This is a genomic window from Deltaproteobacteria bacterium, from assembly GCA_029210625.1.
GTDB lineage: Bacteria > Myxococcota > Myxococcia > SLRQ01 > SLRQ01 > JARGFU01.
This window is the reverse complement of record JARGFU010000044.1, coordinates 1-25793: the sequence shown is the minus strand read 5'-3', so window position 1 is coordinate 25793 and position 25793 is coordinate 1. Positions and strand designations below refer to the sequence as shown.

Annotated in this window: 21 protein-coding genes, 2 rRNA genes and 1 other RNA gene; 20 read left to right on the top strand and 4 right to left on the bottom strand. The window is 71.0% G+C overall.

Annotated features, from left to right (window positions below):
• From P1V51_24005 to P1V51_23935, 15 genes are all read left to right on the top strand, one after another.
• Positions 1 to 546, top strand: a 546-nt coding sequence (locus tag P1V51_24005; GenBank protein ID MDF1566117.1) for a hypothetical protein, incomplete at its 5' end; no start/stop codon positions are given.
• A gap of 46 nt (positions 547 to 592) precedes the next feature.
• Positions 593 to 1999: a BamA/TamA family outer membrane protein gene (locus P1V51_24000; protein MDF1566116.1), complete on the top strand. Its 1407-nt coding sequence runs from the start codon at positions 593 to 595 to the stop codon at positions 1997 to 1999.
• Positions 1999 to 2784 (top strand): hypothetical protein, encoded by a 786-nt coding sequence (locus P1V51_23995; protein ID MDF1566115.1) that lies wholly within the window; start codon positions 1999 to 2001, stop codon positions 2782 to 2784. Before P1V51_24000 ends, P1V51_23995 begins: the two co-directional genes overlap by 1 nt.
• Entirely contained in the window at positions 2781 to 4331 is a 1551-nt protein-coding gene (locus P1V51_23990) for a HAMP domain-containing sensor histidine kinase (GenBank protein ID MDF1566114.1), read from the top strand. Before P1V51_23995 ends, P1V51_23990 begins: the two co-directional genes overlap by 4 nt.
• Before the next feature lie 2 nt (positions 4332 to 4333).
• Complete coding sequence (locus P1V51_23985; protein MDF1566113.1) at positions 4334 to 5695, top strand: sigma-54 dependent transcriptional regulator; 1362 nt, start codon at positions 4334 to 4336, stop codon at positions 5693 to 5695.
• Positions 5692 to 8784, top strand: a complete 3093-nt coding sequence (gene glnE, locus P1V51_23980) for a bifunctional [glutamate--ammonia ligase]-adenylyl-L-tyrosine phosphorylase/[glutamate--ammonia-ligase] adenylyltransferase (GenBank protein MDF1566112.1) — start codon at positions 5692 to 5694, stop codon at positions 8782 to 8784. The genes P1V51_23985 and glnE overlap by 4 nt, the downstream gene beginning before the upstream one ends.
• Entirely contained in the window at positions 8781 to 10847 is a 2067-nt protein-coding gene (locus tag P1V51_23975) for a response regulator (protein ID MDF1566111.1), read from the top strand. Before glnE ends, P1V51_23975 begins: the two co-directional genes overlap by 4 nt.
• Before the next feature lie 25 nt (positions 10848 to 10872).
• A complete protein-coding gene (locus P1V51_23970; protein ID MDF1566110.1) occupies positions 10873 to 12312 on the top strand; it encodes a patatin-like phospholipase family protein in 1440 nt (479 codons plus the stop codon).
• 139 nt (positions 12313 to 12451) lie between these two features.
• Positions 12452 to 13369, top strand: coding sequence for a branched-chain amino acid transaminase (locus P1V51_23965; GenBank protein MDF1566109.1), 918 nt, complete (start codon positions 12452 to 12454; stop codon positions 13367 to 13369).
• Positions 13370 to 13405: 36 nt separating this feature from the next.
• Positions 13406 to 14743: an ATP-binding protein gene (locus tag P1V51_23960; protein MDF1566108.1), complete on the top strand. Its 1338-nt coding sequence runs from the start codon at positions 13406 to 13408 to the stop codon at positions 14741 to 14743.
• 34 nt (positions 14744 to 14777) lie between these two features.
• A complete protein-coding gene (locus P1V51_23955) occupies positions 14778 to 15539 on the top strand; it encodes a M50 family metallopeptidase (GenBank protein MDF1566107.1) in 762 nt (253 codons plus the stop codon).
• Between the two features lie 160 nt (positions 15540 to 15699).
• On the top strand, positions 15700 to 16467 hold the full coding sequence (locus tag P1V51_23950; GenBank protein ID MDF1566106.1) for a Fic family protein: 768 nt from the start codon (positions 15700 to 15702) through the stop codon (positions 16465 to 16467).
• 54 nt (positions 16468 to 16521) lie between these two features.
• Positions 16522 to 17175: a GTP cyclohydrolase II gene (gene ribA / locus P1V51_23945; protein ID MDF1566105.1), complete on the top strand. Its 654-nt coding sequence runs from the start codon at positions 16522 to 16524 to the stop codon at positions 17173 to 17175.
• A 42-nt stretch (positions 17176 to 17217) separates the two neighbouring features.
• Entirely contained in the window at positions 17218 to 18279 is a 1062-nt protein-coding gene (locus tag P1V51_23940; GenBank protein ID MDF1566104.1) for a DHHA1 domain-containing protein, read from the top strand.
• 15 nt (positions 18280 to 18294) lie between these two features.
• Entirely contained in the window at positions 18295 to 19440 is a 1146-nt protein-coding gene (locus P1V51_23935) for a cysteine desulfurase family protein (protein ID MDF1566103.1), read from the top strand.
• On the opposite strand, the gene P1V51_23930 is transcribed toward P1V51_23935, so the two are convergent.
• On the bottom strand, positions 19441 to 20409 hold the full coding sequence (locus tag P1V51_23930; GenBank protein ID MDF1566102.1) for a tetratricopeptide repeat protein: 969 nt from the start codon (positions 20407 to 20409) through the stop codon (positions 19441 to 19443).
• Between the two features lie 196 nt (positions 20410 to 20605).
• Here P1V51_23930 and zapA point away from each other — a divergent pair, with 196 nt between their 5' ends.
• From zapA to P1V51_23905, 5 genes are all read left to right on the top strand, one after another.
• The gene (zapA, locus tag P1V51_23925; protein MDF1566101.1) at positions 20606 to 20947 is read left to right on the top strand and encodes a cell division protein ZapA; all 342 of its coding nucleotides are present in this window, start codon (positions 20606 to 20608) and stop codon (positions 20945 to 20947) included.
• Positions 20948 to 20995: 48 nt separating this feature from the next.
• Positions 20996 to 21193, top strand: a non-coding RNA gene (gene ssrS, locus P1V51_23920) — 6S RNA.
• An 18-nt stretch (positions 21194 to 21211) separates the two neighbouring features.
• Positions 21212 to 21799: a 5-formyltetrahydrofolate cyclo-ligase gene (locus P1V51_23915; GenBank protein ID MDF1566100.1), complete on the top strand. Its 588-nt coding sequence runs from the start codon at positions 21212 to 21214 to the stop codon at positions 21797 to 21799.
• 41 nt (positions 21800 to 21840) lie between these two features.
• A complete protein-coding gene (gene tyrS, locus P1V51_23910) occupies positions 21841 to 23070 on the top strand; it encodes a tyrosine--tRNA ligase (GenBank protein MDF1566099.1) in 1230 nt (409 codons plus the stop codon).
• Positions 23067 to 24506, top strand: a complete 1440-nt coding sequence (locus P1V51_23905; protein ID MDF1566098.1) for a TIGR02266 family protein — start codon at positions 23067 to 23069, stop codon at positions 24504 to 24506. Before tyrS ends, P1V51_23905 begins: the two co-directional genes overlap by 4 nt.
• A gap of 3 nt (positions 24507 to 24509) precedes the next feature.
• Here P1V51_23905 and P1V51_23900 read toward each other — a convergent pair whose 3' ends face one another.
• The 3 genes from P1V51_23900 to P1V51_23890 form a co-directional block, all read right to left on the bottom strand.
• Positions 24510 to 25127, bottom strand: a complete 618-nt coding sequence (locus tag P1V51_23900) for an RlmE family RNA methyltransferase (GenBank protein ID MDF1566097.1) — start codon at positions 25125 to 25127, stop codon at positions 24510 to 24512.
• A 65-nt stretch (positions 25128 to 25192) separates the two neighbouring features.
• A 5S ribosomal RNA gene (gene rrf, locus P1V51_23895) occupies positions 25193 to 25309 on the bottom strand.
• Between the two features lie 157 nt (positions 25310 to 25466).
• A 23S ribosomal RNA gene (locus P1V51_23890) occupies positions 25467 to 25793 on the bottom strand; the annotation flags it as partial.

Genomic DNA, 25793 nt, shown 5'->3' with positions numbered 1-25793 from the left:
CCCGAGGAGGACACCAGCCCCAAGCTCGCGCCCGAGGAGGACACCAGCCCCAAGCTCGCGCCCGAGGAGGACACCAGCCCCAAGCCCGTGCCCGTGGGCTTCGTGGAGGAGCCCGCGGCGGAAGACCCCGGACCGGGCCCGGACCCCGAGGTGCCCGCGATCCAGGGCGCCCCGACGCCGGTCGCGGCCCCGGCGCCGCCCGAGGTGCCGCCGGGGCCTGCCGGCGAGGCCCCCGGCGAGGAGCCCCAGCCGGCGGCTCCCCCGGCCACCGACGAGCTGGACGTCGGGGAGACGCAGGCCATCCCGGTCTTCACCGACGAGGCGCTGGACGTCGGAGCGACGCAGGCCATGCCGGTCTTGACCGGCGAGGGTCGACCGGTGCCAGCGGAGGGCGACGAGCCCGAGGACGCCGACCCGGACGCCCCCGAACGCGAACCGCCGCCGCCCCCCGGAGACGAGGAAGACGCGGAGCCCGCGAGCGAGCAGGAGGGCCTGCGAGAGGTGGCCTCCGATGAGGTCGTGCTCCTGCCCTCCGGCGAGGAGTGAGCCCCGCCCCCCGAGGCGGGTTGCGTGCGATGATGGAGCGGTCCCCATGCACCGTCCCCTCGATGCCACCCGGATCACCGCCCTCGGGCTGCTCCTGACCCTGAGCCTCGGCCTCGCGCTTCCCACGCCCGCCCTCGCCGAGGAGCCGGAGGCGGCCTGGCCCACCTACACCCTCGAGGCCCTGCGCCTGGAGGGGAACGATCACACGGCGGACGCCCTGATCCTCCAGGCCGCGAACCTGCAGCCGGGGATCCACCTCGAGGAGCAGCACCTCGATCTGGCCCGGGACCGGATCTTCTCCCTCGGGCTCTTCCGGGCGGTGGCGTTCCGGCTGGAGAAGGGCTCGGCGCCCGGTCAGGTGATCCTGGTCGTCCGGGTCGAGGAGCGTCCGAGCCTGATGATCACCGACTTCTTCCTGGGCTGGACCGAGGTCGGTCGCCTCTACGGCGGCGGCGGGATCGCCGACACCAACTTCCTGGGCCGCAACCTCATCGGCGGGCTCGCGGGCGTGGTCGGCGGGGACGATCGCCGGGCGCTCCGGCTGGATCTGCGCTCGCCGAGCCTCTTCGACACCCGCACCCTCGGCGACCTCCGGCTCCTCTACCTCCAGGGCCCGGAGGTCCACTGCGCGGCCTTCCTCGGCAACTGCAGCGCGGAGGAGCTGGATCGGGTCCGCTACCGGCGGGTGGGCGGCCGGGTGCTCCTCGGCCGCCCGGCGGGGAAGCGCCTCCACCTCTTCCTGGCCTACCGCCTGGAGTCGGTCCACACCGACCGGGTCTTTGGCACCCTCAAGGTCGGCGTCGAGGAGTGGGACGAGCCCTTCCTGCCCGCCCTGCCGCCCGGCGACACCTTCCTCTCGGTCCTCTCGGCGGCGCTGGAGCTCGACACCCGCGACGATCCCTTCATCGCCACCCGCGGCGTCCGCCTCCGGCTGACGGCGGAGGTCTCCAGCCCCTTCCTCTTCTCCGACTACGACTACAGCCGCTTCCGGATCGACGCCGCCTGGCACCGCCGCGCCTTCGCCGACCACACGCTACGCCTCCACGCCTTCGTCGGCCTGGTGCAGGGCGAGGCGCCCTTCTTCGAGCGCTTCCACGTGGCGGACCACAGCTACTTCACCGTGGGCGAGAACACGGTCCCCCGGGCCCTCGGCGTCTCCTTCACCGAGGTCTTCCAGTACGACCCGATCATGATGACCCTGGGCATCGACTACCAGGTGCCCTTCCTGCGGCGGCACCACGGCGGGAAGTTCTTCTACCGCAGCTACTTCTATGCCGCCCTGCAGGTGACCCTCTCCAGCGAGGATCCCGCGGTGTCGGTCTTCGATCTCTCCCGGGACCCGGACAACGAGATCTCGCGCTTCCCGCTCTCCGGCGATCTCGGGCTGCGGGTGGACACGGCCATCGGCGTCTTCTCCCTGGGCCTGGCCTACCCCTTCGACCTGGTCTTCTGATGATGCGGGTCGGCGGCCTCTCCCACCTCGGCCCGGCGGCCGCGCTCCTTCTCCTCCTGCCGGCCCCCGCCGGCGCCCAGGAGGAGAAGCCGCAGCCCATCGACGGCACCATCTCCGTGGTGGAGGACCGCCTCACCCTCGACGCCGACGTCTCGGCCCTCCTGATCCGCCGCCTCGACGGCCTACTCGCCGACGGGCTGCCCCACACGGTCCGGATCCGCACGACCCTCCTCGCGCTCGACCCGGGGGGCGCCCGGGTCACCGAGCCCCTCTCCCTCTCCCTGCGCACCTGCCGGCTCGTCTACGACCTCTGGGGCGAGCGCTACGCGGTGCGGGTGCGGGAGGGCGAGGATCGGATCGAGCGCTGGGCGGACACGGTGGCTGGCGCCGCCCGGATCTGCGGAACCCTGGAGGACGTCACGCTCTCCCCGGTGGGGGAGCTCGATCTGCGGCGGGACTTCCGGGTCTCCCTGCGGGTGGACGTCGATCCCCGCAACGGCCGCCCCGAGGAGACCGGCCGGCCCTACCTGGGCGACCCCCTGGCGGCCGGCGGCCCCAGCCGCCCCGGCGGCACCTTCTTCGGCGCCATGGCCCGGGCCTTCTACCGGGAGGAGGAGGAGGCCGAGGCGCCCGCGGCGCTCTTCGAGAGCCCCGTCTTTGGTGAGCAGCTGATCCGCGCCGCCCTGGGAGAGGAAGAGGGGCCCGGGGCGGGAGAGGAAGAGGCGCCGGCCCCCGAGAAGGCCGCGCCCCCGCCGCCCGGCGGAAAGGAGGGTGAGGAGGAGTGAGCCTCTCGAAGCTCCGCTCGATCCTGGACCGGCGCCTCGGCTTCCAGGGGGCGATCCTGCTGGGCGTCTTCGGCTCGGTCCTCGCCCTCTCGGTGGTCGTGCTGCTCTTCACCCAGCGCTACGCCGAGGACCTCTTCCACGGCACGGTGAACCCCGAGGTGCAGGAGCTGGTCGAGGCCCCCTTGAGCCTCTACCCCGAGCTCCTCCGCGCCCGCCGCGAGACCCACCTCCTGCGCACCTCGCTCCTGGCCCGGGACCCCGTGCTCCTCTCCCCCGCCTTCGACGCCGAGGCCGTGCGCGAGCACCTCCTCGCCCAGTGCGCCGACGACCCCTACCTGCGCCGGATCGAGGTCGTGCGGCCCGACGCGCCGGCCCTCGGGATCGGCTGCCCGCAGGGGGCCGACGAGGGGCCGGTGCGCACCCTGCTACGCGAGGCGGAGCTCGGCGCCGGCGGCAAGCTCCGGGTCACCTTCGGGATGCCCGAGGCGGTCTTCGCCGGCCACGCCCGCGCGGGCGAGCTCGCCCGCGGCTACGCCGAGCGCGTGCGAAACGCCGACCGGATGCGCGCGGCCTACCAGCGCGCCTTCGCGGTGGTCCTCGGCGCCTGGATCCTCCTGGGCGGGGCCATCGCCTCCTACCTCTCCCGGCGCACCACCCGCCGCCTCCGGGCCCTCGCCGAGGCCACCACCCGCCTCTCCACCGGAGAGCTCGACGTGCAGGTACAGGTGGACGGTCAGGACGAGCTGGCCCGCCTGGCGGAGGCCTTCAACACGATGGTCGTCGAGCTGGGTGAGCGCCGGGAGCAGATCGTCTACCTGGAGCGGGTCTCCTCCTGGCAGGGGATCGCCCGCCGGCTGGCCCACGAGATCAAGAACCCGCTCACCCCCATCCAGCTGGCGATGCAGCAGCTCGTCTCCAGCTACTCCGGCGACGACCCGCGCTTCCAGAAGCTGCTCGCCGAGGTGGAGGAGATCGTCGGCGAGGAGGTGCAGACCCTCCGCCGCCTGGTCACCGCCTTCTCCGAGTTCGCCAAGCTCCCGGACGTCGACGTCTCGCCGGCCCACCTCGGCCAGTACCTCCAGGACTACCTGCGCTCCCACCCCGACCTCTCGGCCGAGGCCGAGATCGAGCTCCTGCTCCCCGAGACCGATCCCCGGGTCGAGCTGGACCGGGCCCTCCTGGGCCGGGTCCTCACCAACCTCCTGCGCAACGCGATCGAGGCCGCCGCCCCCCTGAGTGAGGGCCTGCCCCGGGTGGAGGTGCAGCTCGAGGTCGGCAGCGAGGCGGCCGTGGTGCGGGTCAGCGACGAGGGGCCCGGCATCGCCGCCGACTACCCCTCCCAGATCTTCGACCCCTACTTCACCACCAAGTCCACCGGCACCGGGCTGGGCCTGGCCATCTCCCGGAAGATCGTCCTGCAGCACGGCGGCGAGCTGACCGTCGCGCCGCGCAGCGGCCCCGGGACCACCTTCGAGATCCGCCTCCCCCTGGCGGGCCGAGGCCCCCTCTCGGGCAGCGTCCTGCGGGAAAGCATTGTAGAACGATAGCCATGGCCACCCTGCTGATCTGCGACGACGAGAAGAACATCCGTCGCTCCCTTCGCCTGATCCTCTCCGAAGATCACGAGGTGCTCGAGGCCGGCTCCGCCGAGGAGGCCTTCGGGGTCCTCGAGCACGAGCCGGTGGATCTGCTCATCCTCGACGTACGCCTCCCCGGCATGAGCGGCGTCGAGGCGCTGCCGACCGTGCGCAAGAAGTGGCCGCTCTGTCAGGTGCTGATGATCAGCGGTGACGCCTCGCTGCAGGAGGCCGTCGAGGCCACCCGGCTGGGCGCCTACGACTTCTTCGAGAAGCCCCTCGATCGCGCGCGGATCCTCATCACCGTCCGCAACTGCCTCGAGCGGGCCGCCCTCCAGCAGCAGCTCGAGGGCTTCGCCGAGACCGAGGAGGAGATCGTCGGCTCCGCTCCGGCGATCCAGGAGGTGAAGTCGATGATCGCCAAGGTCGCCCCCACCTCCGGTCGCGTCCTGATCACCGGCGAGAGCGGCACCGGCAAGGAGCTCATCGCCCGCGCGATCCACCGGCAGAGCAAGCGGCGGGACCACGCCTTCGTGAAGGTGAACTGCGCGGCCATCCCCGCCGAGCTCATCGAGAGCGAGCTCTTCGGCCACGAGCGCGGCGCCTTCACCGGCGCCACCGCCCGCAAGAAGGGCCGCTTCGAGCTCGCGGACGGCGGCACCCTCTTCCTGGACGAGATCGGCGACATGCCCGCCGGGGCGCAGGCCAAGGTCCTGCGGGCGCTCCAGAGCGGTGAGGTGCTGAGGGTCGGCGGCGAGCGCAGCTCGACCGTGGACGTGCGGGTGATCGCCGCCACCAACAAGGACCTCAAGGCCGAGGTCGCCGAGGGCCGCTTCCGCGAGGACCTCTACTTCCGCCTCAACGTCGTCCCCATCCACGCGCCCCCCCTGCGGGAGCGGACCGAGGACATCGCCCTCCTGGTGGAGTCCTTCCTCGCCCGCCTCGGGCAGGAGCACGGCGTGCGCGAGCCCACCCTGGAGGCGGACGCCCTGCCCCTCTTCCAGCGCTACCCCTGGCCCGGCAACGTGCGCGAGCTGCGCAACATGCTCGAGCGGCTGATCATCCTCGCCGGGGGCTCCATCCGGACCGAGGATCTTCCCCCCGAGCTGCGGGGCGGCGCCACGATCCCCACCGCGAGCCCGGGCGAGACTAGCCTCGCCGCCTACCGGGGGCTCTCCCTGCGAGAGCTGCGGGAGGCCATCGAGCGCGACTTCATCCGGGAGACCCTCGAGGCCTGCAGCTGGAACGTCACCCGGGCCGCGGAGCAGCTGGGGGTCGAGCGCACCAACCTCCACAAGAAGATCAAGCACCACGGGATCGAGCGCGGGGGATGAGCGCGGGCGATCCCGCCACCCCGGCCCTGCCAGCGGCCCGCGTCGCCGAGGCCCGGGACCTCTTCTCCGACCCGGAGCCCCTCCTCGCCGCCTGCCGGGCGGCCCCCCTGCCGGAGCAGGCCCTGCTGGAGACCCTGGAGATCGTGCGGGCCCGCCGTCGGCGGAGCGCCCGGCGCGATCCCACCCTCGACCCCGCCTGGCTGGCCCGCGCCGCCCGCCTCGCCGGCAGCAGCCGCTTCGCCGCCCGGCTCCTGCGCCGGCACCCCCGCCTCGTCGAGTGGCTCCAGGCCCGGGAGGAGGCCGGCTGGCCCGATCGCACCGACCGCCTGCGGGGGCGCCTCCACGCCGCCGCCGGCCATCGCGAGGTGCAGCTTCGTCTCCTGCGCCACTACCGCCGCCGCAGCCTGCTGGAGATCGCCGACCGGGACCTCGCGGGCACCCTGCGCCTGGGCGAGGTCTTCCAGGCGCTCTCCGATCAGGCCGACACCCTGATCGGCGCCGCGCTGGAGCTCGCCCACGCGGGTGCCCGGCGGCGCTGGGGGGAGCTGCCCGGGGGCGATCCGGCGGCGGCCACGCCAGGCCTGGCCGTCCTCGCCCTGGGGAAGCTGGGCGGCCAGGAGCTGAACTACTCCTCGGACGTCGACCTGCTGGCGGTCTACGCCCAGGAGGGTGAGACCTCCGGAGGCGAGGAGGGCGCGGTCCCCGCCTTCACCTTCGCGGCCGCCGTGGTCGAGGAGACGAAGGCCCTGCTGGGCGAGACCACCGAGGACGGCGAGGCCCTGCGGGTCGACCTCGACCTGCGCCCCGAGGGGCGCAGCGGCCCCCTGGCCAACAGCCTCTCGTCCCTGGAGCAGTACTACGCGACCTTCGGACGCACCTGGGAGCGGCAGGCCTGGATCAAGGCGCGGCCGGCCGCCGGCGATCTCGCGGTGGGCCGGCGGGCCCTCGACACGCTGCAGGCCTTCGTCTACCCGCGCAGCCTGGACCGCCGGGCCCTCGAGGCCATCTCCGCCATGAAGGGCGAGCTCGACCGCGAGGTGCGCCGGCGCGGTCACGAGGCGAGCGACCTGAAGCTGGGCCGGGGCGGGATCCGCACCATCGAGTTCATCGTCCAGGCCCTGCAGCTCCTCCACGGGGGGAAGGATCCGGCCCTCCGGGAGCCCGCGACCCTTGAGGCCATCCGCCGGCTCCAGTTCGCCGGCCACCTCGACGGCCTCCAGGCGACGGAGCTCTCGGAGGCCTACGTCCTCCTGCGCCGGGTGGAGCACCTCCTGCAACTCCACGAGAACCGCCAGACCCACCGCCTCCCGGTCGACCCCGCGCGCCTTCAGGGCCTGGCCCGGGCGCTCGGCCTCCACGACCCGGCCGCCGACGACCCGGCGGCGCCCCTCCTCGCCCGCCTCGACGAGCACCGGGAGAGCGTGCAGCGCTTCGGTGATCGTCGCTTCGGCAGCAGCGAGGAGTCGGAGGAGAGCGACCGGGCCCTGGCCGAGGCGGCCGCCACCCTCCTCTCCCTGCTCGAGGATCGGGAGGCGCTGACGGAGGCCTGCGGCCGGGCGGGCTTCGACGATCCCTCCACCGCGGCGGCCCACCTCGGGCAGCTCGCGCGCCGCCCCCTGGGTCCCTTCGGCCGTGCCGCGACCCCCAAGCTCCGGGGGCTGGCCCGCGCCCTCCTGATCGAGGTCCTCCTCGCGCCCGATCCCGACGCCGCCCTCGAGTACCTCACCCGCTTCCTCACCGCCCTGCCCGGGCCGGCGGCCCCGGGGCTCCTCTCGCTCCTGGCGGAGCGCCCTCCCCTGCGGGCGCTCCTGCTCTCGGTCTTCGGCAGCAGCCACCACCTCGCCCGCACCCTCCTCAACCACCCCGAGCTCCTGGACGAGGTCCTCCTGCGGGGCCGCTCTCCCGGGCCCCGCCGGCGCTCCGAGCTCGAGGCACTCTGGCAGGAGCGCCGCCCGGCGCCCACCGAGGACGACGAGCTCCACTTCGCCGCCCTCCGCCGCTTCCGGGGGGAGGAGGCGCTGCGGATCGGGATCCAGGACGTCGCCGGGGTGATCACCCTGCCCGAGGTGAGCCGCCAGCTCACCGAGCTCGCCGAGCTCTGCCTCGAGGCCTGCCTCGATCGGGCCTGCGCCTGGGCCGAGGCGCGCTGGGGGTGGCCGGTGGACGCCGGCGGCGGCGCGGTGGGCCTCTCGGTGGTCGCCCTGGGCCGGCTCGGCAGCGGCGAGATGGGCTACGGCTCCGACCTCGACCTCGTCTTCCTCTACCACGGCCGGGGACAGAGCCCGGGAGGCAGCCGGGAGGGCGTCGAGGCCCAGGAGCTCTTCGCTCGCCTGGCCCAGCGGGCGATCTCCGCCCTCACCCTGCCGATGGCGGAGGGCCGCCTCTACGCCATCGACACCCAGCTGCGCCCGAGCGGCAGCCAGGGCGCCCTGGTCGCGTCCCTGGAGGCCTTCCAGGCCTACCACCGCAGCGAGGCCCAGGTCTGGGAGCGCCAGGCGCTCACCCGGGCCCGCGTCGTCTCCCACCGCCCGGCTCCCGAGCCCGCCCTCGCCCAGGCCCTCGAGCAGGCCTGCTACGGCGGCGAGCCCCTGGAGGAGGAGGTACTGCGCGGGGCCATCCGCCAGATGCGGGAGCGCCAGCGGCAGGATCGCTCAAAGGAGGCCTCCGGCCGCAAGGATCCGCGGGCCGGCTGGGGTGGGCTGATCGACATCGAGTTCATCGTGCAGTACCTGCAGCTGCGTCACGGCGCCGACGAGCCGCGCCTCCGGACTCCGGCCACCGGGCAGGCGCTGGCGATCGCCTCCGAGGCGGGGCTCTTCCCTCCGATGCAGGGCCCTCGCCTCCTCGAGTGCTGGGACTTCCTGCGCCGCCTGGAGAACCGCCTCCGGATCGTTCACGACCGCCCGATCCACGCCTTTCCCACCCACGGTCCCAAGTTGGATGCCCTCGCTCGCCGAATGGGCTATCACCAGGGCGAGATGAGTCGCATCGAAGAGAGCGCTGGTCTGTCCCTGCTCGGCGAATACGAGCGGGTCACCACCGACGTGCGCCGGATCTTCGAGGAAGTGCTGGGGAGAGAGAATCCATGAGCAAGACGCTCCTCATCGTCGAGGACGATCGCAGTCTGGCCCGCCTCTGGACCGAGCTCTTCTCGGCCGAGGGCTTCATCGTACTGACCGAGAAGGACGGCGAGTGGGCCCTGAAGACCGCCACCAGCCGTGAGGTCGACTTCCTGATCCTCGACGTGCTGGTGCCCGTCCGCAACGGCTTCCAGGTCGCCGAGCGCCTCCGGGCCAACGAGAAGACCGCCGAGCTGCCGATCCTGATGGTTTCGGGCATCTACCGCTCCGCCCGCCACCGCTCCGAGGCCATGTCGAAGTACGGGCTGGTGGACTACCTGGACAAGCCGGTGCGCAACGACGATCTCGTGGGCGTCGTGCGCCGCTACTTCGGTGACGACTACCCCTCGGCGAAGACGGCCGAGCGCGAGCGCAAGCGGATCGAGAAGCTGCCGGCCGAGGACTTCGCCACCGACGCCGCCCGGGCCGAGGTCGCCGACGTCGAGCGCTCGGCGGTGCACGACTTCCGGGGTCAGGCCGTGGGCCGGGGCGATCTGCGGCAGCGGCCCTTCCCGGAGCTCCTCGCCGACATCTACCGCTGGCGGGCGACCGGCGCGCTGCTCCTGAAGCGGGGGCGGGCGAAGAAGATCATCTACGTGAAGGCCGGCTACCCGGTCTCGGCCAAGAGCAACCTCCTGACGGAGTGCCTGGGCAAGGTGATGGTCCGCGAACGGATGATCACCGAGGTCCAGTGCGAGGAGAGCCTGGAGCTGATGCGCATCTCCGGGCGCCAGCAGGGCACCGTGCTGATCGAGATGGGCCTGATCTCGCCTCACAACCTGGTCTTCGCCCTCGAGCTGCAGCTCCTCCAGAAGCTCCAGGACGTCTTCGGCTGGCGCACCGGCACCTACCACTTCACGGCGAAGAACGAGCTGCCGCCCCAGACCGTCACCCTCGAGTCGGGCCCCGCCGCGTTGATCTGGCAGGGCGTGCAGGAGAAGTGGACCGGCGAGCGCGCCCGCGGCGCCCTCGGGAACGTCGAGGACTACTTCGCCGTGCCGAGCGCCGACCCGCTCTACGCCCACCAGGACATGGAGCTGGGCGTCGACGAGGAGAACTTCCTCATCAAGATCAACGGCCGCCGCCCGGTCAGCGAGCTCCTGGCGATGGAGCTCCTCGCCGAGGGCGAGGCCTGGAAGCTCCTCTACGCCCTCTCGGCCGCCCAGATGATCGAGATCCGGCCCAAGCCCCTCGCCCGCGGCGAGTACGTCCCGGGCTTCCAGAAGGCCCCGCCGCCCCTCCCCGGCGCCAAGCCGGCGGACCGGAAGTCGGCGAAGCAGAAGGGGGGCGGCCCCCTCCCGCCCCCCATCCCGGAGGCGCCGCTGCCCAGCGCGGACGAGCGCGAACAGAAGGAGCGCCTGGCGTCCATGCTCGGCTCGATGCGCAAGCAGAGCCACTTCGAGGTCCTCGGCGTCTCCCGCAGCGCCGGCGCCGCCGAGATCCGCAAGGCCTACTTCGCCCTCGCCCGCTCCTACCACCCGGACAAGGCCTCGCACGGCGTCTCCGACGAGCTGAAGCTCCTCGCCGCCGAGATCTACGAGCGCCTCACCTACGCCTACGAGGTGCTGGCCGACCCCGAGGAGCGCAAGCACTACGAGCAGCACCTCGCCTCCGGCTCCCGCAAGAAGGAGGCCTCCGACCAGGTCTCGCGGATCCTCGCGGCCGAGGGGAAGTTCCAGCGGGGCGAGGGCTACCTGCGCAAGGGCAAGTGGGCGCTGGCTCACGACGCCTTCGGGGAGGCCGTCTCCCTCTACCCCGAGGAGGGAGAGTTCCACGCCTACCTCGGCTGGAGCCTCTTCCAGACCGCACCGAGCGACACCAAGGTGATCGACCGCGCCCTCGACCACATCATGCAGGCCATCCAGCTCAACCCGAAGGTCGACAAGGCCTACCTCTTCCTCGGCTACATCTACAAGGCGCAGGGACGGGCGGACAAGGCGGAGAAGCAGTTCGAGAAGGCGATGCAGTGCAACCCGGACTGCACCGAAGCCCTGCGCGAGCTGCGCCTCTACCAGGGCCGCGCCCGCTCCTGACGCCCGCTCACCGATGCCCACGCAGATGCTCCGCCGGCGCCACCGCGCCATCCGTCCTCTCGAGGAGATGGAGGTCCAGCTCGTGCGGGCCTGCCTCGAGAGCCCGGGCTGGCTCACCCGGCGGCAGGAGCACCGCATCCGCTACGCGCTCTCCCTGGCCCGCCTCACCGAGGTGCGCACCGCCGACGGCCGCGACATCGACCTCTCCGAGTCCCTGAGCCCCTACCGGCAGCGCCTCATCGACACCCTCTCCCCCCTCCTGCGGGACGGGGCCGGGCTGGTCGAGAAGCCCGAGGTCGCGTCCCTCGAGCCGGTGATCTGGGAGCTGGCCCGGGAGCAGCGCGACGAGCTCATGGCGACCTCCGCGGCCCGCCTCCCCTGGGAGGACGTGGACCGGGAGATCCGCAAGAAGGAGCTGGTGCTGGCCTGCGGGGGGGGCGGCGGCGTCGGCTACGTCTACCTCGGCGCCTTCCACGCCCTCGAGGACGCAGGCCTGATCCCGGCACTGATCTCCGGCACCTCCATCGGCGCGATCCTCGGGGCCTTCCGCGCTCGCCACAAGCACTTCGACGCCGCCCGGGTGGTCGAGGTGGTCCAGGCCCTCTCCTGGTCGAAGCTCTTCTCGCCCGTCTCGCTGAAGACCCGCTACGGGCTGCCGGGTCCGCTGCGCCTCTACCTGCGCGCGGGCATCGGCGAGTTCCTCCAGGACGACCCGGACCGCCCTCCCCTCGCGGTGAAGGAGCTGGCCATCCCGATGCTCATCACCATCGCCGGCATCCGCCGCGGCGAGATGCCCCACTCCCCGGAGTGGTACGAGCACGGCTTCAAGGAGGCCGCGCCCGGCGCTGGCGGCCTGGGCGGCATCGGCCGCACCCGGCGGCTGATCGCCGGCCTCTGGCGCACCCTCTCCGACTTCGTGCAACACCCGGAGATGCTCAAGCCCCTGGTGGCGGGCGCCGATCCCCTCACCGCCGAGTTCGATCTCCTCGACGCGCTGGGCTTCTCGGCCGCCGTGCCGGGGCTCATCCACTACGACATCGCGCGGCAGGCGCCCGACACCATCGCTCTCCTGGAGGAGATCCTCGAGCGCGAGGGGATCGGCCGCCTCATCGACGGCGGGCTGGTGGACAACGTCCCGGCCCGCTCGGCCTGGCGGGCGGTGCAGGCGGGCAAGATCGGGCACCGCAACGCCCTCGTCGTCGCCATGGACGGCTTCGCGCCCAAGCTCACGGCCCCCATCTGGATCCCCATCCAGCGCCTCGCCCAGCAGAACGTCCGGGGCAACCTCCGCTACGCCCACGTGGTGATGACCTTCCTTAAGACCCTCTCGCCCATCGATCTGGTCCCCAGCGTCGCCAACACCCTCAAGGCGGTCCGGGCCGGGCGTGAGGAGTTCTCCTACGAGCTGCCCCTCATCGCGCGCCTCCTCGAGCCCCTCGAGGCCCACGAGGACCCCTCCCCCTAGAGCGGTGTCCTGGCCCTGGCCGATTCGACCTTGGGCTTTTCCTGGGCCGGTGGTAGCAAGGTCGTCTACCCCGGCGCTCGCCAGCCCCCTCGGGGCCCGCCGGCGCCCACACCTCGAATCAGCGAAGAAGGAGTAACCGATGCCCAAGGCAGACTGGATCTGGATGGATGGTGAGTGGCTCCCCTTCGACGAGGCGAAGGTCCACGTCCTGACCCACACCCTCCACTACGGGCTGGGGGTCTTCGAGGGGATCCGCTGCTACGCGACCGAGGACGAGGGCCTGGCGATCTTCCGCCTGCAGAAGCACCTGCGGCGCCTCTACGACTCCGCCAAGATCTGCCTGATGGACATCCCCTACCCCATCGAGGACCTGGTGGAGGTCTGCCTGGACGCCGTGCGCAAAAACGGCAACAAGGCCTGCTACCTGCGCCCGCTGGTCTTCGTCGGCGACGGCGCCATGGGCCTGGGTACGATGGCGAACCCGGTGCGGGTGATGGTCGCCGCCTGGGAGTGGGGCGCCTACCTCGGCGCCGAGGGCCTGAAGAACGGCATCCGGGCCAAGGTCTCGACCTTCACCCGCGCCCAGGTGAACCACAGCATGGTGAAGGGCAAGATCGTGGGGCAGTACGTCACCTCGATCCTCGCCAAGCGGGAGGCCCTCCTCCAAGGCTTCGACGAGGCGATCTTCCTCGATCCCGAGGGCTACGTCTCCGAGGCCTCCGGCGAGAACATCTTCGCGGTGCGCAACGGCCGCCTCTGGACCACCCCCGTGACCGGCACGATCCTGGCCGGCGTCACCCGGGACGCCATCGTCCAGATCGCCCGTGATCGCGGCTACGAGGTGCGCGAGCAGCTCGTGACCCGCGACTTCCTCTGGATCGCCGACGAGGTCTTCATGACCGGCACCGCGGCCGAGGTCACCCCCGTTCGCGAGATCGACAACCGCCCCGTGGGCACGGGCAAGGCTGGCCCGATCACCCTCGAGCTGCAATCGACCTTCTTCGACGTCGTGTCCGGGAAGCTGCCGCAGTACAAGGACTGGCTCACCCGCGTGTAGTTCCCCCCCGTCGCATCCGGGCCCCGAGGACCGAGCATGGCCGAGAGAACCGAGACCTTTCGAGATCCCGACAACCCCTTCGGCCTGGAGAATCCCGGCATTCTCCAGCTCGCGCCTCCCGAGCCGCGGAGCGTCAAGGAGACGGGCCTCAACATCGGGCTGCTGACCGACCTCGCCCTGCGGCTGCTCTACTACGGGGGCGTCGTCTCGGGCATCGAGCTCGCGGACCGGATGCGCCTCCCCTGGGCGGGCGTCGTCGACGAGATCCTCGACTTCATGGTCTCGGAGCAGTGGGCCGACCTGCGCGGCGGCAAGGGCTTCGGCCGGGCCTCGGTCGACTTCGTCCTCACCACCAAGGGCCGCGAGGCCGCCCGCGAGGCCGTGGGCCGCAGCAGCTACACCGGCCCGGCCCCGATCCCCATCGATCAGTACAACTCCCTCACCCTCTCCCAGAGCGCGACGGGGAAGATGATCAACCGGGACCGGCTGGCCGAGGCGTTCTCGCACCTCGTGATCGAGGACGAGCTCCTCGACCGCTTCGGCCCCGCGGTGAACTCCTCCCGCTCCCTCTTCCTCTACGGCCCTCCGGGCAACGGCAAGACCACCATCGCCGAGACCATCTCCAGCGTCCTCGGCGGCGAGGTCTTCGTCCCCTGGGCCCTCGAGGTCGACGGCCAGATCATCAAGGTCTACGACCCGCTGGTCCACATCGAGGTCTCTCTCGAGGGTGACGCCGAGAAGATGGGCACCGGAATAGAGATGGATCGCCGCTGGTTGCTCTCCCGGCGGCCGACCGTGATCGTCGGCGGTGAGCTGACCCTCGAGACCCTGGACCTGATCTGGAACGTCGACGCCAAATTCTACGAGGCCCCCTTCCAGGTGAAGGCCAACGGCGGGATGCTGCTGATCGACGACTTCGGGCGGCAGCGGGTCCACCCCACCGATCTGCTCAACCGCTGGATCGTCCCCCTCGAGAAGCACGTCGACTACCTGACCCTGCACACGGGCAAGAAATTCGAGGTGCCCTTCGACGAGCTGATCGTCTTCTCGACGAACCTCGATCCCAAGGAGCTGGTGGACGAGGCCTTCCTGCGCCGCATCAAGTACAAGATCGAGATCACGAACCCCTCCGAGAAGGCCTTCCGCGAGATCTTCCGGCGGCTCTGCGATCACATGGGCGTGCCCTACAACGACAGCGCGCTCGACTACATCATCGACACCTACTACACGACCACCGGCATGGAGCTGCGGGCCTGCCACCCGCGGGACATCCTGCAGCTCATCGCCGACGCGGCCCGCTTCCGCCGGAAGAAGGCCGTGCTCTCCCAGGATCTGGTCGACCAGGCCTGCCAGAGCTTCTTCGTGGTCCTCTGAGGCAGCGGGTCCCCACCTCCCCCGCCGAGGCGTCATGAGCCCGGAGCCCCCCCTGGAGAGCCTGCCCGGGGTGCGGGCCGCGCGCGAGCGTCGCGGCCGCCTGCGCCTCCTCCTGGGCGTCGCGGCAACCACCCTCCTGGGCATCCTCCTCTGGGAGAGCCCGCTGCTGCTGCCCCTCAAGCTGCTCACCGTGCTCTTCCACGAGCTGGGCCACGCCCTCGCCGCGATCGCCATGGGGGGGAGCGCCGAGTCCATCTCGGTGAACTTCCTCCAGGGTGGGCTCACCCGCTTCCGGCTCCCCGACGCCCTCCTCCCCCGGATGGTCGTCGCCTCGGCCGGCTACCTCGGCTCGGCCCTCTCCGGCGCGGCGCTCCTCCTCCTCTTCGGGCGGGAGCGAAGGCTGCTGACCCCCACCCGGGTGATCGGCGCCCTGGGGCTCGGCCTCCTCGTGGTGGCGGTGCTCTACCTGCGCGACCCCACCTCCTGGACCATCACCCTGCCCCTCGCCCTCGTCCTGCTGGGCGGCGCCCGGTGGCTGCCGGACGAGCTCCTGCGCAGCCTGGGCATCGTGCTGGCGACCTTCGTCAGCCTCTATGCCCTCTTCGATCTGCGCTCGGACGTCCTGCGTCTGCCCTGGGAGGAGGGGCCCTCCCAGGTCACCGACGCCGTCGCCCTCGCCGACCTCACTCACCTCCCCGCGCTCTTCTGGGCGGTGCTCTGGACGATCGCCGCGATCGTGCTGCTCCTGGGGACCCTGGGCTGGCTGGCGCGATCGCGAAATCGAACAGCACCTTGACAGGTCGATTTCCGATCGCTAGTTTCCGCCCCGATTTTCGGGATGTTGGGCCCCGCTGACGCGTCGCGTCACAAGCATGGCGAGCCCCCTGGAAGAGGTCGAAGGGGTGCAGGCAGTCCGCCGTTTTCCAATTCATGACGGACACGAGAGAGGCAGATAGATGCACACCCGCCTGATCGAGATCGACGAGCTGACCGAGGACCTGCGCGACGCCCTGGACATGGCGCCTCTGGAGGTCCGCGAGGCCTTCCACCGGAACTTCGACTACAGCTGGATCCACCACGAGAACGCCCTCGAGGGGGTGGTCCTGACCTACCCCGAGATCCACGGCGCGCGGACCCAGTCGGTGATCACCGACCTGGCGAACTTCACGCTCTACAAGAAGATCCGCGCCAACTTCGAGGCGCTCGAGATGGTCCGCCGGGAGTCGGAGTCCAAGCGCTTCCGCTTCACCATCTCCCTCTTCCAGACCTTCTACGAGAACCTCTATCTCGGGATGGATCGGGACAAGGGCAAGTACCGGCGGGACATCCCCCTGCACCGGACCTACTTCCACGAGATCCTCGCCCCGGAGAAGATCGCCGATCACCTGAACAAGCTGGTCCAGGACGTCACCAAGTCCGACTTCAAGAACCTGCACCCGCTCGAGCAGGCCGCCTACTTCGGCTACCACTTCATGCGCGTCTTCCCCTGGTCCGAGGCCTCCGGGATGGTCGGCCGCCTGATGAGCAACATCCTGCTCATGCGGGCCTCCTACTTCCCCGTGGTCATCCACGAGCAGGACCGCGAGCAGTACTACGGCTGCCTGAAGGCCAACTCCTGGATCCCCCTGCGGGACATGCTGGCCGAGAGCATGCAGAACTCGCTCACGAACTCCCTCGAGATGCTCCGCAGCATCGAGGAGGCGCGGGCCGAGCAGGCCGGCTAGGGGCGCTCCTGGCTGCATTTGCCGGCCTTCGGGGCCGGGAGCAGCCTATCTCGCATGTCCAGCCAGATGAGAGGCATCGCCCGCCCCGTAGGCTTCAATCGCGAGCGGCCGGCCCCCGAGGGGCCTGCCGCGCGGATCGAGGCGAGCGCCGAGCTCCCCACCGAGCACGGCGACTTCCGGATCCACGTCTTCTCCAACGCCTTCGATGGGGAGGAGCACCTGGCGCTGGTCCACGGTGAGATCGACCCGGAGGCCGTCACGCCCGTGCGCATCCACAGCGAGTGCCTCACCGGCGACGCCCTCTCCTCGCTGCGCTGCGACTGCCGCGCGCAGCTCCTCCACGCTCAGGGGGCGCTCGGCGCCTCCCCTTCCGGCGTCCTCCTCTACCTGCGGCAGGAGGGCCGCGGCATCGGGCTCGGAGCCAAGATCGCCGCCTACGCCCTCCAGGATCAGGGGTTCGACACCGTCGAGGCCAACGAGCACCTCGGCTTCGACGCCGATCTTCGCGACTACCGGGTGGCGGCCGAGATGCTGCGCGCCCTCGGGGTCGGGAGGGTGCGGCTCTTCACCAACAACCTGGCCAAGGTCTTCGGCCTCAAGCGCCACGGCATCGAGGTCGTCGAGCGTGAGGCCATCCAGGTCGGGAGGCGCCCGGAGAACGAGCGCTATCTGGACACCAAGCGCGACCGCTGCGGCCACCTGCTCTAGAAGCGGCCGCACGCGCTCCCGAGTCCCGCTAGAATCCCGATCATGAGTTCGAGTCCGTCCACCGTCGCTTCCCTCGACCTGCCCGTCGACTTCGGAGCGGCGCTCGACACCCTGCGCGAGCTCTGCCGGCAGCACAGCACCGCCGTCGTGCTGACCCACGACAACCCGGACCCCGACGCCATGGCCTCGGCCGCCGGCCTGTCCTTCCTCTTCGCCGAGCTCGGCGGCCTGCGGACCCAGCTGGCCTACGGCGGCATCATCGGCCGGGCGGAGAACCGGGCGCTGGTCCGTCACCTCAAGCTGCCGATGACGCCCATCTCCAAGGTGCACACCCCCGAGGACACCCTCTGGGCGCTGGTCGACACCCAGCCCCCCACCGGCAACCACAGCCTCCCCGCCGGGGCCGTGGCCAAGGTCGTCGTGGACCACCACCCCGAGCGACCGGGGGCGGCCGGCTCCCCCCTCTGGCTGATCTCGAACCACTTCGGGGCGACCAGCACCATGGTCACCCTGCTGATCCACGCGGCCGGCCTCGAGCCCAACCCGATGCTGGCCACCGCCCTCTTCTACGGGGTGAAGAGCGACACCCGCGCGCTGGGCCGCGAGGCCGGCGAGGCCGACACCGAGGCCTACCGCTGGCTCTTCGGGCTGACCGATCCGGCGCTCCTGGCCGAGATCGAGCACCCGCAGGTGCCGGTCTCCTATTTCCGGGCCTACCACCACGCCTACGAGCAGGCGCGGATGCGCGGCAACGTGATCACCGTCGACATGGGCGGGGTCTACCTGCCGGACATCGTCCCCGAGATCGCCGAGCGCCTCCTCTCCCTCGACGGGGTGAAGTGGTCGGTGGCGGTGGGCGAGCACGAGGACGAGCTCTACGTCTCCCTGCGCACGAACGATCGCCGGATGAACGCGGGCAAGCAGATCCGCGCCTTGACCGAGGATCTGGGCGGCTCGGCCGGCGGCCACGGGCAGATGGCCGGCGCCCGCCTCCCCCTGGAGGGGCTGAGTCAGAAGAAGCGCCAGGCGCTGGCCGCCGCGGTCCTCGACCGCTTCGCCGAGAACTTCGGGGTCGAGGGCGAGACGCCCGCGCCCATCGTCTGAAGGCGGGGCCCGGCCGTGACGATCTACCTCGACAACAACGCGACCACCGCCGCCTCGGCAGAGGTCATCGAGGTCCTGGGCGAGGCGCTCGCGACGCTGCCCGGAAACCCCTCCTCCATTCACCGCGTCGGCCGCATGGCTCGCAATCGGCTGGACGCGGCCCGGGAGGAGGCCGCCGAGGTCCTCGGCGCCGAGCCGGAGGAGGTCGTCTTCACCGGCAGCGGCTCCGAGGCCGACACCCTCGCCATCCTCGGCGCCGTCGAGGCCGCCCCCGCCGATCGCCGGCACCTCGTCGTCTCCAGCGTGGAGCACCCTGCCGTCCTCCGCGCTGCCGAGGCGACCGTCGAGCACCTCGGCGCCAGCCTCACCCTCGTCCCCCCCGGCAGCGACGGGATCGTCCCGGCCGAGGCGATGCTCGAGGCGCTGCGGGAGGACACCCTCCTGTGCTCCCTGATGCTGGCGAACAACGAGACCGGCGCGCTGATGCCGGTGGCGCGGGTCGGCGCGGCCTGCCGGGAGCGCGGCGTCCTCTTCCACTGTGACGCCGTGCAGGCCGTGGGCAAGGTCCCGGTCGATCTCGGCAGCAGCGAAGCGGACCTCCTCTCGGTCTCGGGGCACAAGCTGCACGGCCCCAAGGGCGTCGGCCTCCTCGTGCGCCGCAAGGGCACCCGCCTCCACCCCGTGATCCGGGGCGGCGGTCAGGAGCACGGCCTGCGCCCCGGCACCGAGAACCTGGCCAGCATCGTGGCGCTGGCGGCCGCCCTGGGCCTGGCCCGGGAGGGCCTCGAGGCCGGCGAGGCCGAGACCATCGCCGCCCGCCGGGATCGCCTCGAGCAGGGGCTGCTGGCCCTCCACGGCCCGGCGGCGGTGAACGGCCCGACCGCGCCCGGCACCCGCCTGCCCAACACCACCAACCTCTCCTTCCCCGGGATCGAGGCCGAGGCGCTGCTCATCGGCCTCGACCGCGAGGGCATCTGCGTCTCGACGGGCTCGGCCTGCGCCTCGGGCTCGGTCGAGCCCAGCCACGTTCTGCGGGCAATGCAGCTCTCGCCGGCGCGGCTCGCCAGCTCGCTGCGGATCTCGCTCTCCCGCTACACCACCGACGAGGAGATCGACCGGGTCCTCGAGGTCATGGCCGGCCTGCTCGCGCGGCTCGCCTGATCAGGGCATCGCCGCGAAGGCGGTGAGCTTGAGCACCCCCTGGAAGTCCTTCCGCTTGCGCAGGGGCGCGAGATCCGGATCTTCCTTCAGGTTCGTGGTCTCGCTGTAGCCGTTGAGCACCGCGATGCGCAGATAGCGAACGGCGAGGTCCGCCTTCCCGGTCTGCGCATAGGCGCAGGCGAGGTTGTAGTAGGCGTCGCCGATGTCGGGGTTCGTCCCGATCGAGCGCTGATACCAGCTCGCCGCCTCGTCCCAGTCGCGCCGCAGGGCGTAGGTCACGCCGATCCCGTTGTAGCCCTCGGCGTAGGAGGGATCGATCTCGATCGCCTCCATGAAGCGCTCCCGGGCCTTCTCGAAGCGGCCCTCCTCGAGGTAGGTCGCGCCGTCCCGGGCCACGTTCATCGCCTTCTCCCGCAGGCTCCCGGCCATTCGCGGGTCGTAGCCTTCCTGGGCCGGCCCGACCATCGGGTGATCCGGCGCGCTGCCGCTCTCCCCCGTCCCGGTCTCGGTGCCCTCGTCGCCCTCCGGCGGCGGCGTCTCGACCTTCGGCTTGGGCGGCGCGCGCCGGTGGAAGACGACGCCCCCGTTGTCGGTCCGGCCGGGGACCCGGCACCCCGCGCCGATCTTGATCGCCGCGGCGCCCGAGAGCCTGCGCCCCGCCTGCACCAGCATCGCGAAGGCCCAGCCGGGCCCCTCCGTGTCGCAGCCCGTCTGACAGAGGCGGACCTTCCCCGAGAAGTTTCCCGCCATCATCGTCCCGTCGACGACGCGCTCACCCTTCTTCAGCCCGCAGTGCTCGCTCGGCGCGGCGAGGGTCCCGGTCACCCGGCCGCCGCTCTGGGAGATCTTCACCGGCCCGAGGGGGCCGTCCCAGACGCCGGAGAGCTTCGCCGCCTCTGCGCCCCCCGGCGCGAGGGCAGCGAGGAGGAGGGTCACGATCCCGAGAGCCGTCGAGCGTCGCACTAGCATGATTCGGGAGCGTATCATTCCCGGCCTCCATCATAAACATATGGATTCACTGGATTTTTTGGAACATACCGGAAGGCCCTGCCTTGACTGGGCAGGTGACGCACTCCTATAGTTCCCTTCCGCATGAAGCTGGGTCGTCGATGGTGAACGACGCGAGTGAGTGCGGCGGTATTCTCGAAGCATGGAGGTGAGCAAGGTGGCGAAGGACGAAGGCCGGATCGAGGTCACGGTGCTCGGGCACCGCTATCCGGTGCGAGCCTCCGGCTCGGCGCGGGATCGCGCCCGGGTCGACGAGGCCCTGACCCTCCTCGAGTCCCACCTCGACACCATCGCCCGGGCGACCGGCGAGGTCGACCGCGGCCACCTCGCCGTGATGGCCGCCCTCGCGCTCGCCGACGAGGTGCTCACCCTCACCGCCCAGCGAGAGACCTCGCGGGCCGACGACGCCGCCTTTCGCCAGGTCCTCCGCCAGCGCTCGGAGCGCCTCCTCGGGATCGTCGAGGAGGAGATCGAGGCGCGGCTGGAGGTCGCCCAATGAGTTTCCGGAAGCTCGCACAACGTGGACCCGCCGCACGGGCTTCCAACCCTTTCCCTGCTGGGCCCGTGCTGAGTTGTATGATCCGAGCCGATACAATCAACCAGGGGGGACCTCTCGAGGTGACATGAGCAAGCCCTTGCTCGTCCACGTGGCGAGCCAGAGGGAAGCCTACGGCACCACAAGGTCCTCCCACCTGGAATTTTCGGGTTCGGTTGACGCAGCTCACACGGCCCATGCGGGGTCTACTTCGAGGCCCTCTTCCCCATGGCAGTATCCGCGAAGAGCAAGCGCGACCTGCGCCGCCGCCTCCTGGCCCACCGGGGCGCCCTCGATCCGGCCTCGGTGCAGGCGGCCGGGGAGGCCGTGATCCGGCACCTCACTGACGCCTCCTTCTTCGAGGGCGCGCGCACGATCGGAATCTACGCGGCCGTCCGGGGGGAGGTGCCGCTCGAGCCGCTCTTCGCGCACCTCGGAGCGCAGCGGCTGGCCTACCCCCGGATGGAGCCCGGGAGCCGCACCTTGAGCTTCTGGGTGCTCGAGCCCGGCGCCGCACTCGTGCCCGGCCCCTTCGAGATCCCCACCCCACCGCCGGGACGGAGCCTGCCGGTTCCCCTCGACGCCCTCGATCTAATCCTCGTGCCCGGCGTGGCCTTCGACCGGGAGGGGAACCGCCTGGGCCAGGGGGGCGGCTACTACGACGCGACCTTGCCGGAGACGCCGGCGATCCGGGTCGGCGTCGCCCACGGCTTCCAGATCCTCGAGGCGCTCCCCCGCGACGCGCACGACGCGCCAGTGGATCACCTCGTCACACCGGACGGCGTGTTGCCTGTGCTCGGGAAAGCTGCAAAATAGGCGCTCGATCTTCTCTCTAGATGCAGGACGGAAGCCCCTCCATGCCCAACGAAACGAGCGCACTCAACCTGGACGAGGTCACCCGGGGGGCCGTCGATCTCCACTCGCGCGAGCAGCTCGAGGAGCTCCTCGCGGCCGGCCGTCCCCTGAAGATCAAGGCCGGCTTCGATCCCACCGCCCCCGACCTCCACCTCGGCCACACCGTGGTCCTGGCCCGGATGAAGCGCTTCCAGGCCCTGGGGCACCGCGCGATCTTCGTCATCGGCGACTACACCGCCCGGATCGGAGATCCCACCGGGAAGAACGCCACCCGGCCTCCCCTCGAGGAGGAGGCCATCCGCCGGAACGCCAGCACCTTCGAGGCGCAGGTGAAGAAGGTGCTCGATCCCGAGCTCACCGAGATCCGCTTCAACAGCGAGTGGCTGGAGCCGCTCGGGGCGAGCGGGATCATCAAGCTGGCCGCCCACTACACGGTGGCCCGGATGCTCGAGCGCGACGACTTCAAGAAGCGCTACAAGGCCGGCATCCCGATCTCGATCCACGAGTTCCTCTACCCGCTCCTCCAGGGCTACGACTCCGTCGCCCTCGAGGCGGACGTCGAGCTGGGCGGGACGGATCAGCTCTTCAACCTCCTCGTGGGGCGCGAGCTGATGCGGGATCACGGGCAGCGCCCGCAGGTGGTCATGACCTCCCCCCTCCTGGAGGGCACCGAGGGCCGCCTGGTCGACGGGAAGCTGGTCGGAGAGAAGATGTCCAAGTCCCTGGGCAACTACGTCGGCATCGACGAGCCGCCGGAGGAGATCTTCGGCAAGCTCATGAGCATCACCGACGATCTCATGTGGCGCTACTACGAGCTCCTCTCCGACCGCAGCACGGCCGAGATCGCCGCGGAGAAGCAGGCCGTGGCCGAGGGCAGCCTCCACCCGAAGAGCGCCAAGGAGGCCCTCGCCCGGGAGATGGTCGTCCGCTACCACGGGGAGGAGGCCGGCGAGGCCGCCGCCGCGCACTTCGCGCGGGTGCACACGAACCGGGGCCTCCCCGAGGAGATCCCCGAGGGCGCCTACACCTTCCCCCCCGAGGGCGCCTCCCTCGCCGGGATGATCGCCGACCTGGGCCTGGCCGGCTCGCGCTCCGAGGCCCGCCGCCTGATCAAGGGCGGCGGCGTGAAGGTGGACGGAGAGAAGGTCGCCGATCCCCAGGCGGAGCTCTCCAGCGGCGAGTACCTCCTCCAGGTGGGGAAGCGGAAGTTCTTCCGGGTGCAGCCTAAGTGAGCGAGGGGGGCGACAAGGTCCTCCTGCTGGTCCTGCGGCGTACGGACGAGGAGCTGGACTCACTCTCGGTGACGATCCGGCGCCTGATCGCCGAGGTCCCGGCCCGGGCCCGCCTGAAGGCGAGCGCCTACTTCCGCACCTCCACCGGCGCCGCGGCGATCCTCCTCGAGGCCGCCGCCGAGGGCTTCGATCCCGACGCGACCCTCGCCGCCGTGCCCGGCCTGGGCGCCGATCGCCTCGTCCGCCCCCTCGTCACCCCCTCCGGACCCGCCCGCGCCATGCTCTCGGGCTTCGACATCCACCTGGGCGATCGGCTGGATCCGATTGACGCCCTCAAGGTGATCCAGGAGGCGGCCCAGGGTGACGGAACCGGGGTCCGCGAGCGTCGGCGGGCCCGGCGCTTCCCCGGCCCGGGCGATCTGGTGGCCACCCTCACCGTCGAGGGCGCGCCGCACCGCGGGAAGGTCTCGAACATCGCCCTCTCCGGCTGCTTCGTCGAGCTCGGGGGCGCCTTCCCGCCCATCGGGAGCATCGCCAACGTGGTCCTCCAGGGGCTCGGCCCCGAGGTCCGGCTCACCGCCCGGGTCGTCTTCCGCCTCGGGCGAGAGCAGGCCGAGGGCCTCGGGCGGCTCGATGGGGTGGGACTGAAGTTCCTCTCCCTCGCCGCCCACGGCCGGGAGCGGCTCCTGCGCCTCGTCGAGGCGGCGGCCACCGGCGCCGGGCTCGAGGGCAAGGACCGGCGCACCGAGCGCCGCCTCCCGATCCGCCTCCGGGTCGCCCTCCAGGGCCCTCAGGAGATCGAGCACCTCCTCACCCAGAACCTCTCCTCGGGGGGCCTCTTCCTCAAGACCCACCACCCGCCGCCGGTCGGCAGCCACGTCGCCCTGGAGCTCCGGCTCCCGGAGACCGAGCTCCCCCTCGGGCTCGAGGGCGAGGTTCGCCACCACGATCAGCAAGAGGACGGCACCACCGGCGTGGGGATCGCCTTCGAGAGCCTGGACGACGAGACGATCGCGACCCTGGAGAACTACCTCCAGAAGCTTTCCCTGCGGCATCGCCTGCGGATCCTCCTGGTCGACGACACCCGCTTCTTCCGGACCGTGGTGGGCGACGCCCTCCGGGAGGGAGGCTACGAGGTCATCGAGGCCGAGACCGGGACCGAGGCCCTGAAGATCATCTCCGAGGAGATCCTCACCCTCGATCTGCTGATCCTCGACCTGGAGCTGCCCGAGATGAAGGGCGCCGAGGTCCTCGATCGGCTGCGCTCGGTCGGCGGTGAGGCCGATCTGCCGGTCCTCCTGCTCTCGGGCAAGGTGGGCTTCGACGTGGGGGCCGGGATCGCCAGCCGGCGCCGGGCCACCTTCCTGCCCAAGGAGACCCCGATGCCGGAGATCCTCCTCGCCGTCGAGAAGCTCCTCTCGGCCGATCCGGGCTGATCCCTAGCCTGGCTGCTCCCCGGTCTTGAGCTCGAGGCCCACCAGGTAGCACTCCTTGCTCTGGGAGCGGATCGCCTTCGGGCGCTCCACCGAGACCTTCTCGAAGTGGTTCCGGAGCTCGTCGCGCAGCTCCTCGAAGCCCGGCCCCATGAAGACCTTGATCACCAGGTGGCCCCGGGGCCGGAGCAGCTCCGGCAAGAGCTCCAGGGTCCGCTCCACCAGCCGGTGAGATCGGGCCACGTCGGTGCCCTTCGAGCCGGTCGTCGCCGGGGCCATGTCCGAGCAGATCAGATCGAAGGGCCGCCCCTCCGTCTGCTCGAGTAGCCGCTCCGAGAGATCCTCGTCCTCGACGCTGGCCACCAGGGTGGACACCTGCTCGAGGCCCAGATCGGCGATCTCCTGCAGATCCACCCCGACGGCCCGGCCCTTCTTGCCCACGGCGGCGGCGATCACCTGGAGGAAGCCCCCCGGGGCGGCCCCGAGATCGAGGACTCGCAGCCCGGGCCGGAAGAGACGGTGCTTCTGGGCGACCTCCTCGAGCTTGAAGGCGGATCGGGCCCGCAGGCCCTCCTTCTGTGCCTTCCGGAAGTAGTGATCGCGAGGATTGAAGCGCCGGGCCATGGACAGGGGATACCTTAAAGACGAAGGCCCCGTGAACCCAAGGTCCACGGGGCCTTCCAAATAAGCTCCGGCGGCGTCCTACTCTCCCACACCGTCACCAGTGCAGTACCATCGGCGCTGAGGGACTTTACTACCGTGTTCGAGATGGGAACGGGTGTGGCCCCCTCGCAATTGCCACCGGAAAAACTGCTGGGATCGCTCTCGCGATCCGCGAAGATGTACATACGAATGGCATTGCACGCTCGTGTACCGAGCGCCAGTCGTTTCCGGGATTGCTCCCGGTTTCGATCTCGATTTCGACCCGAAACCGTGTCGATGATTCGACGACGGGAAAGGGAAGAAACCAAGCCTCACGGCCTATTAGTACCGGTCAGCTACACGCATTGCTGCGCTTCCACCTCCGGCCTATCAACGTCGTAGTCTACGACGGGCCTTGAGAACCTTGCGGTTGGGAAATCTAATCTTGAGGTTGGCTTCCCGCTTAGATGCTTTCAGCGGTTATCCGTTCCGCACATGGCTACCCGGCTGTGCCACTGGCGTGACAACCGGTCCACTAGAGGTGCGTCCATCCCGGTCCTCTCGTACTAAGGACAGATCCTCTCAAATTTCCTTCGCCCACGGCAGATAGGGACCGAACTGTCTCACGACGTTCTGAACCCAGCTCGC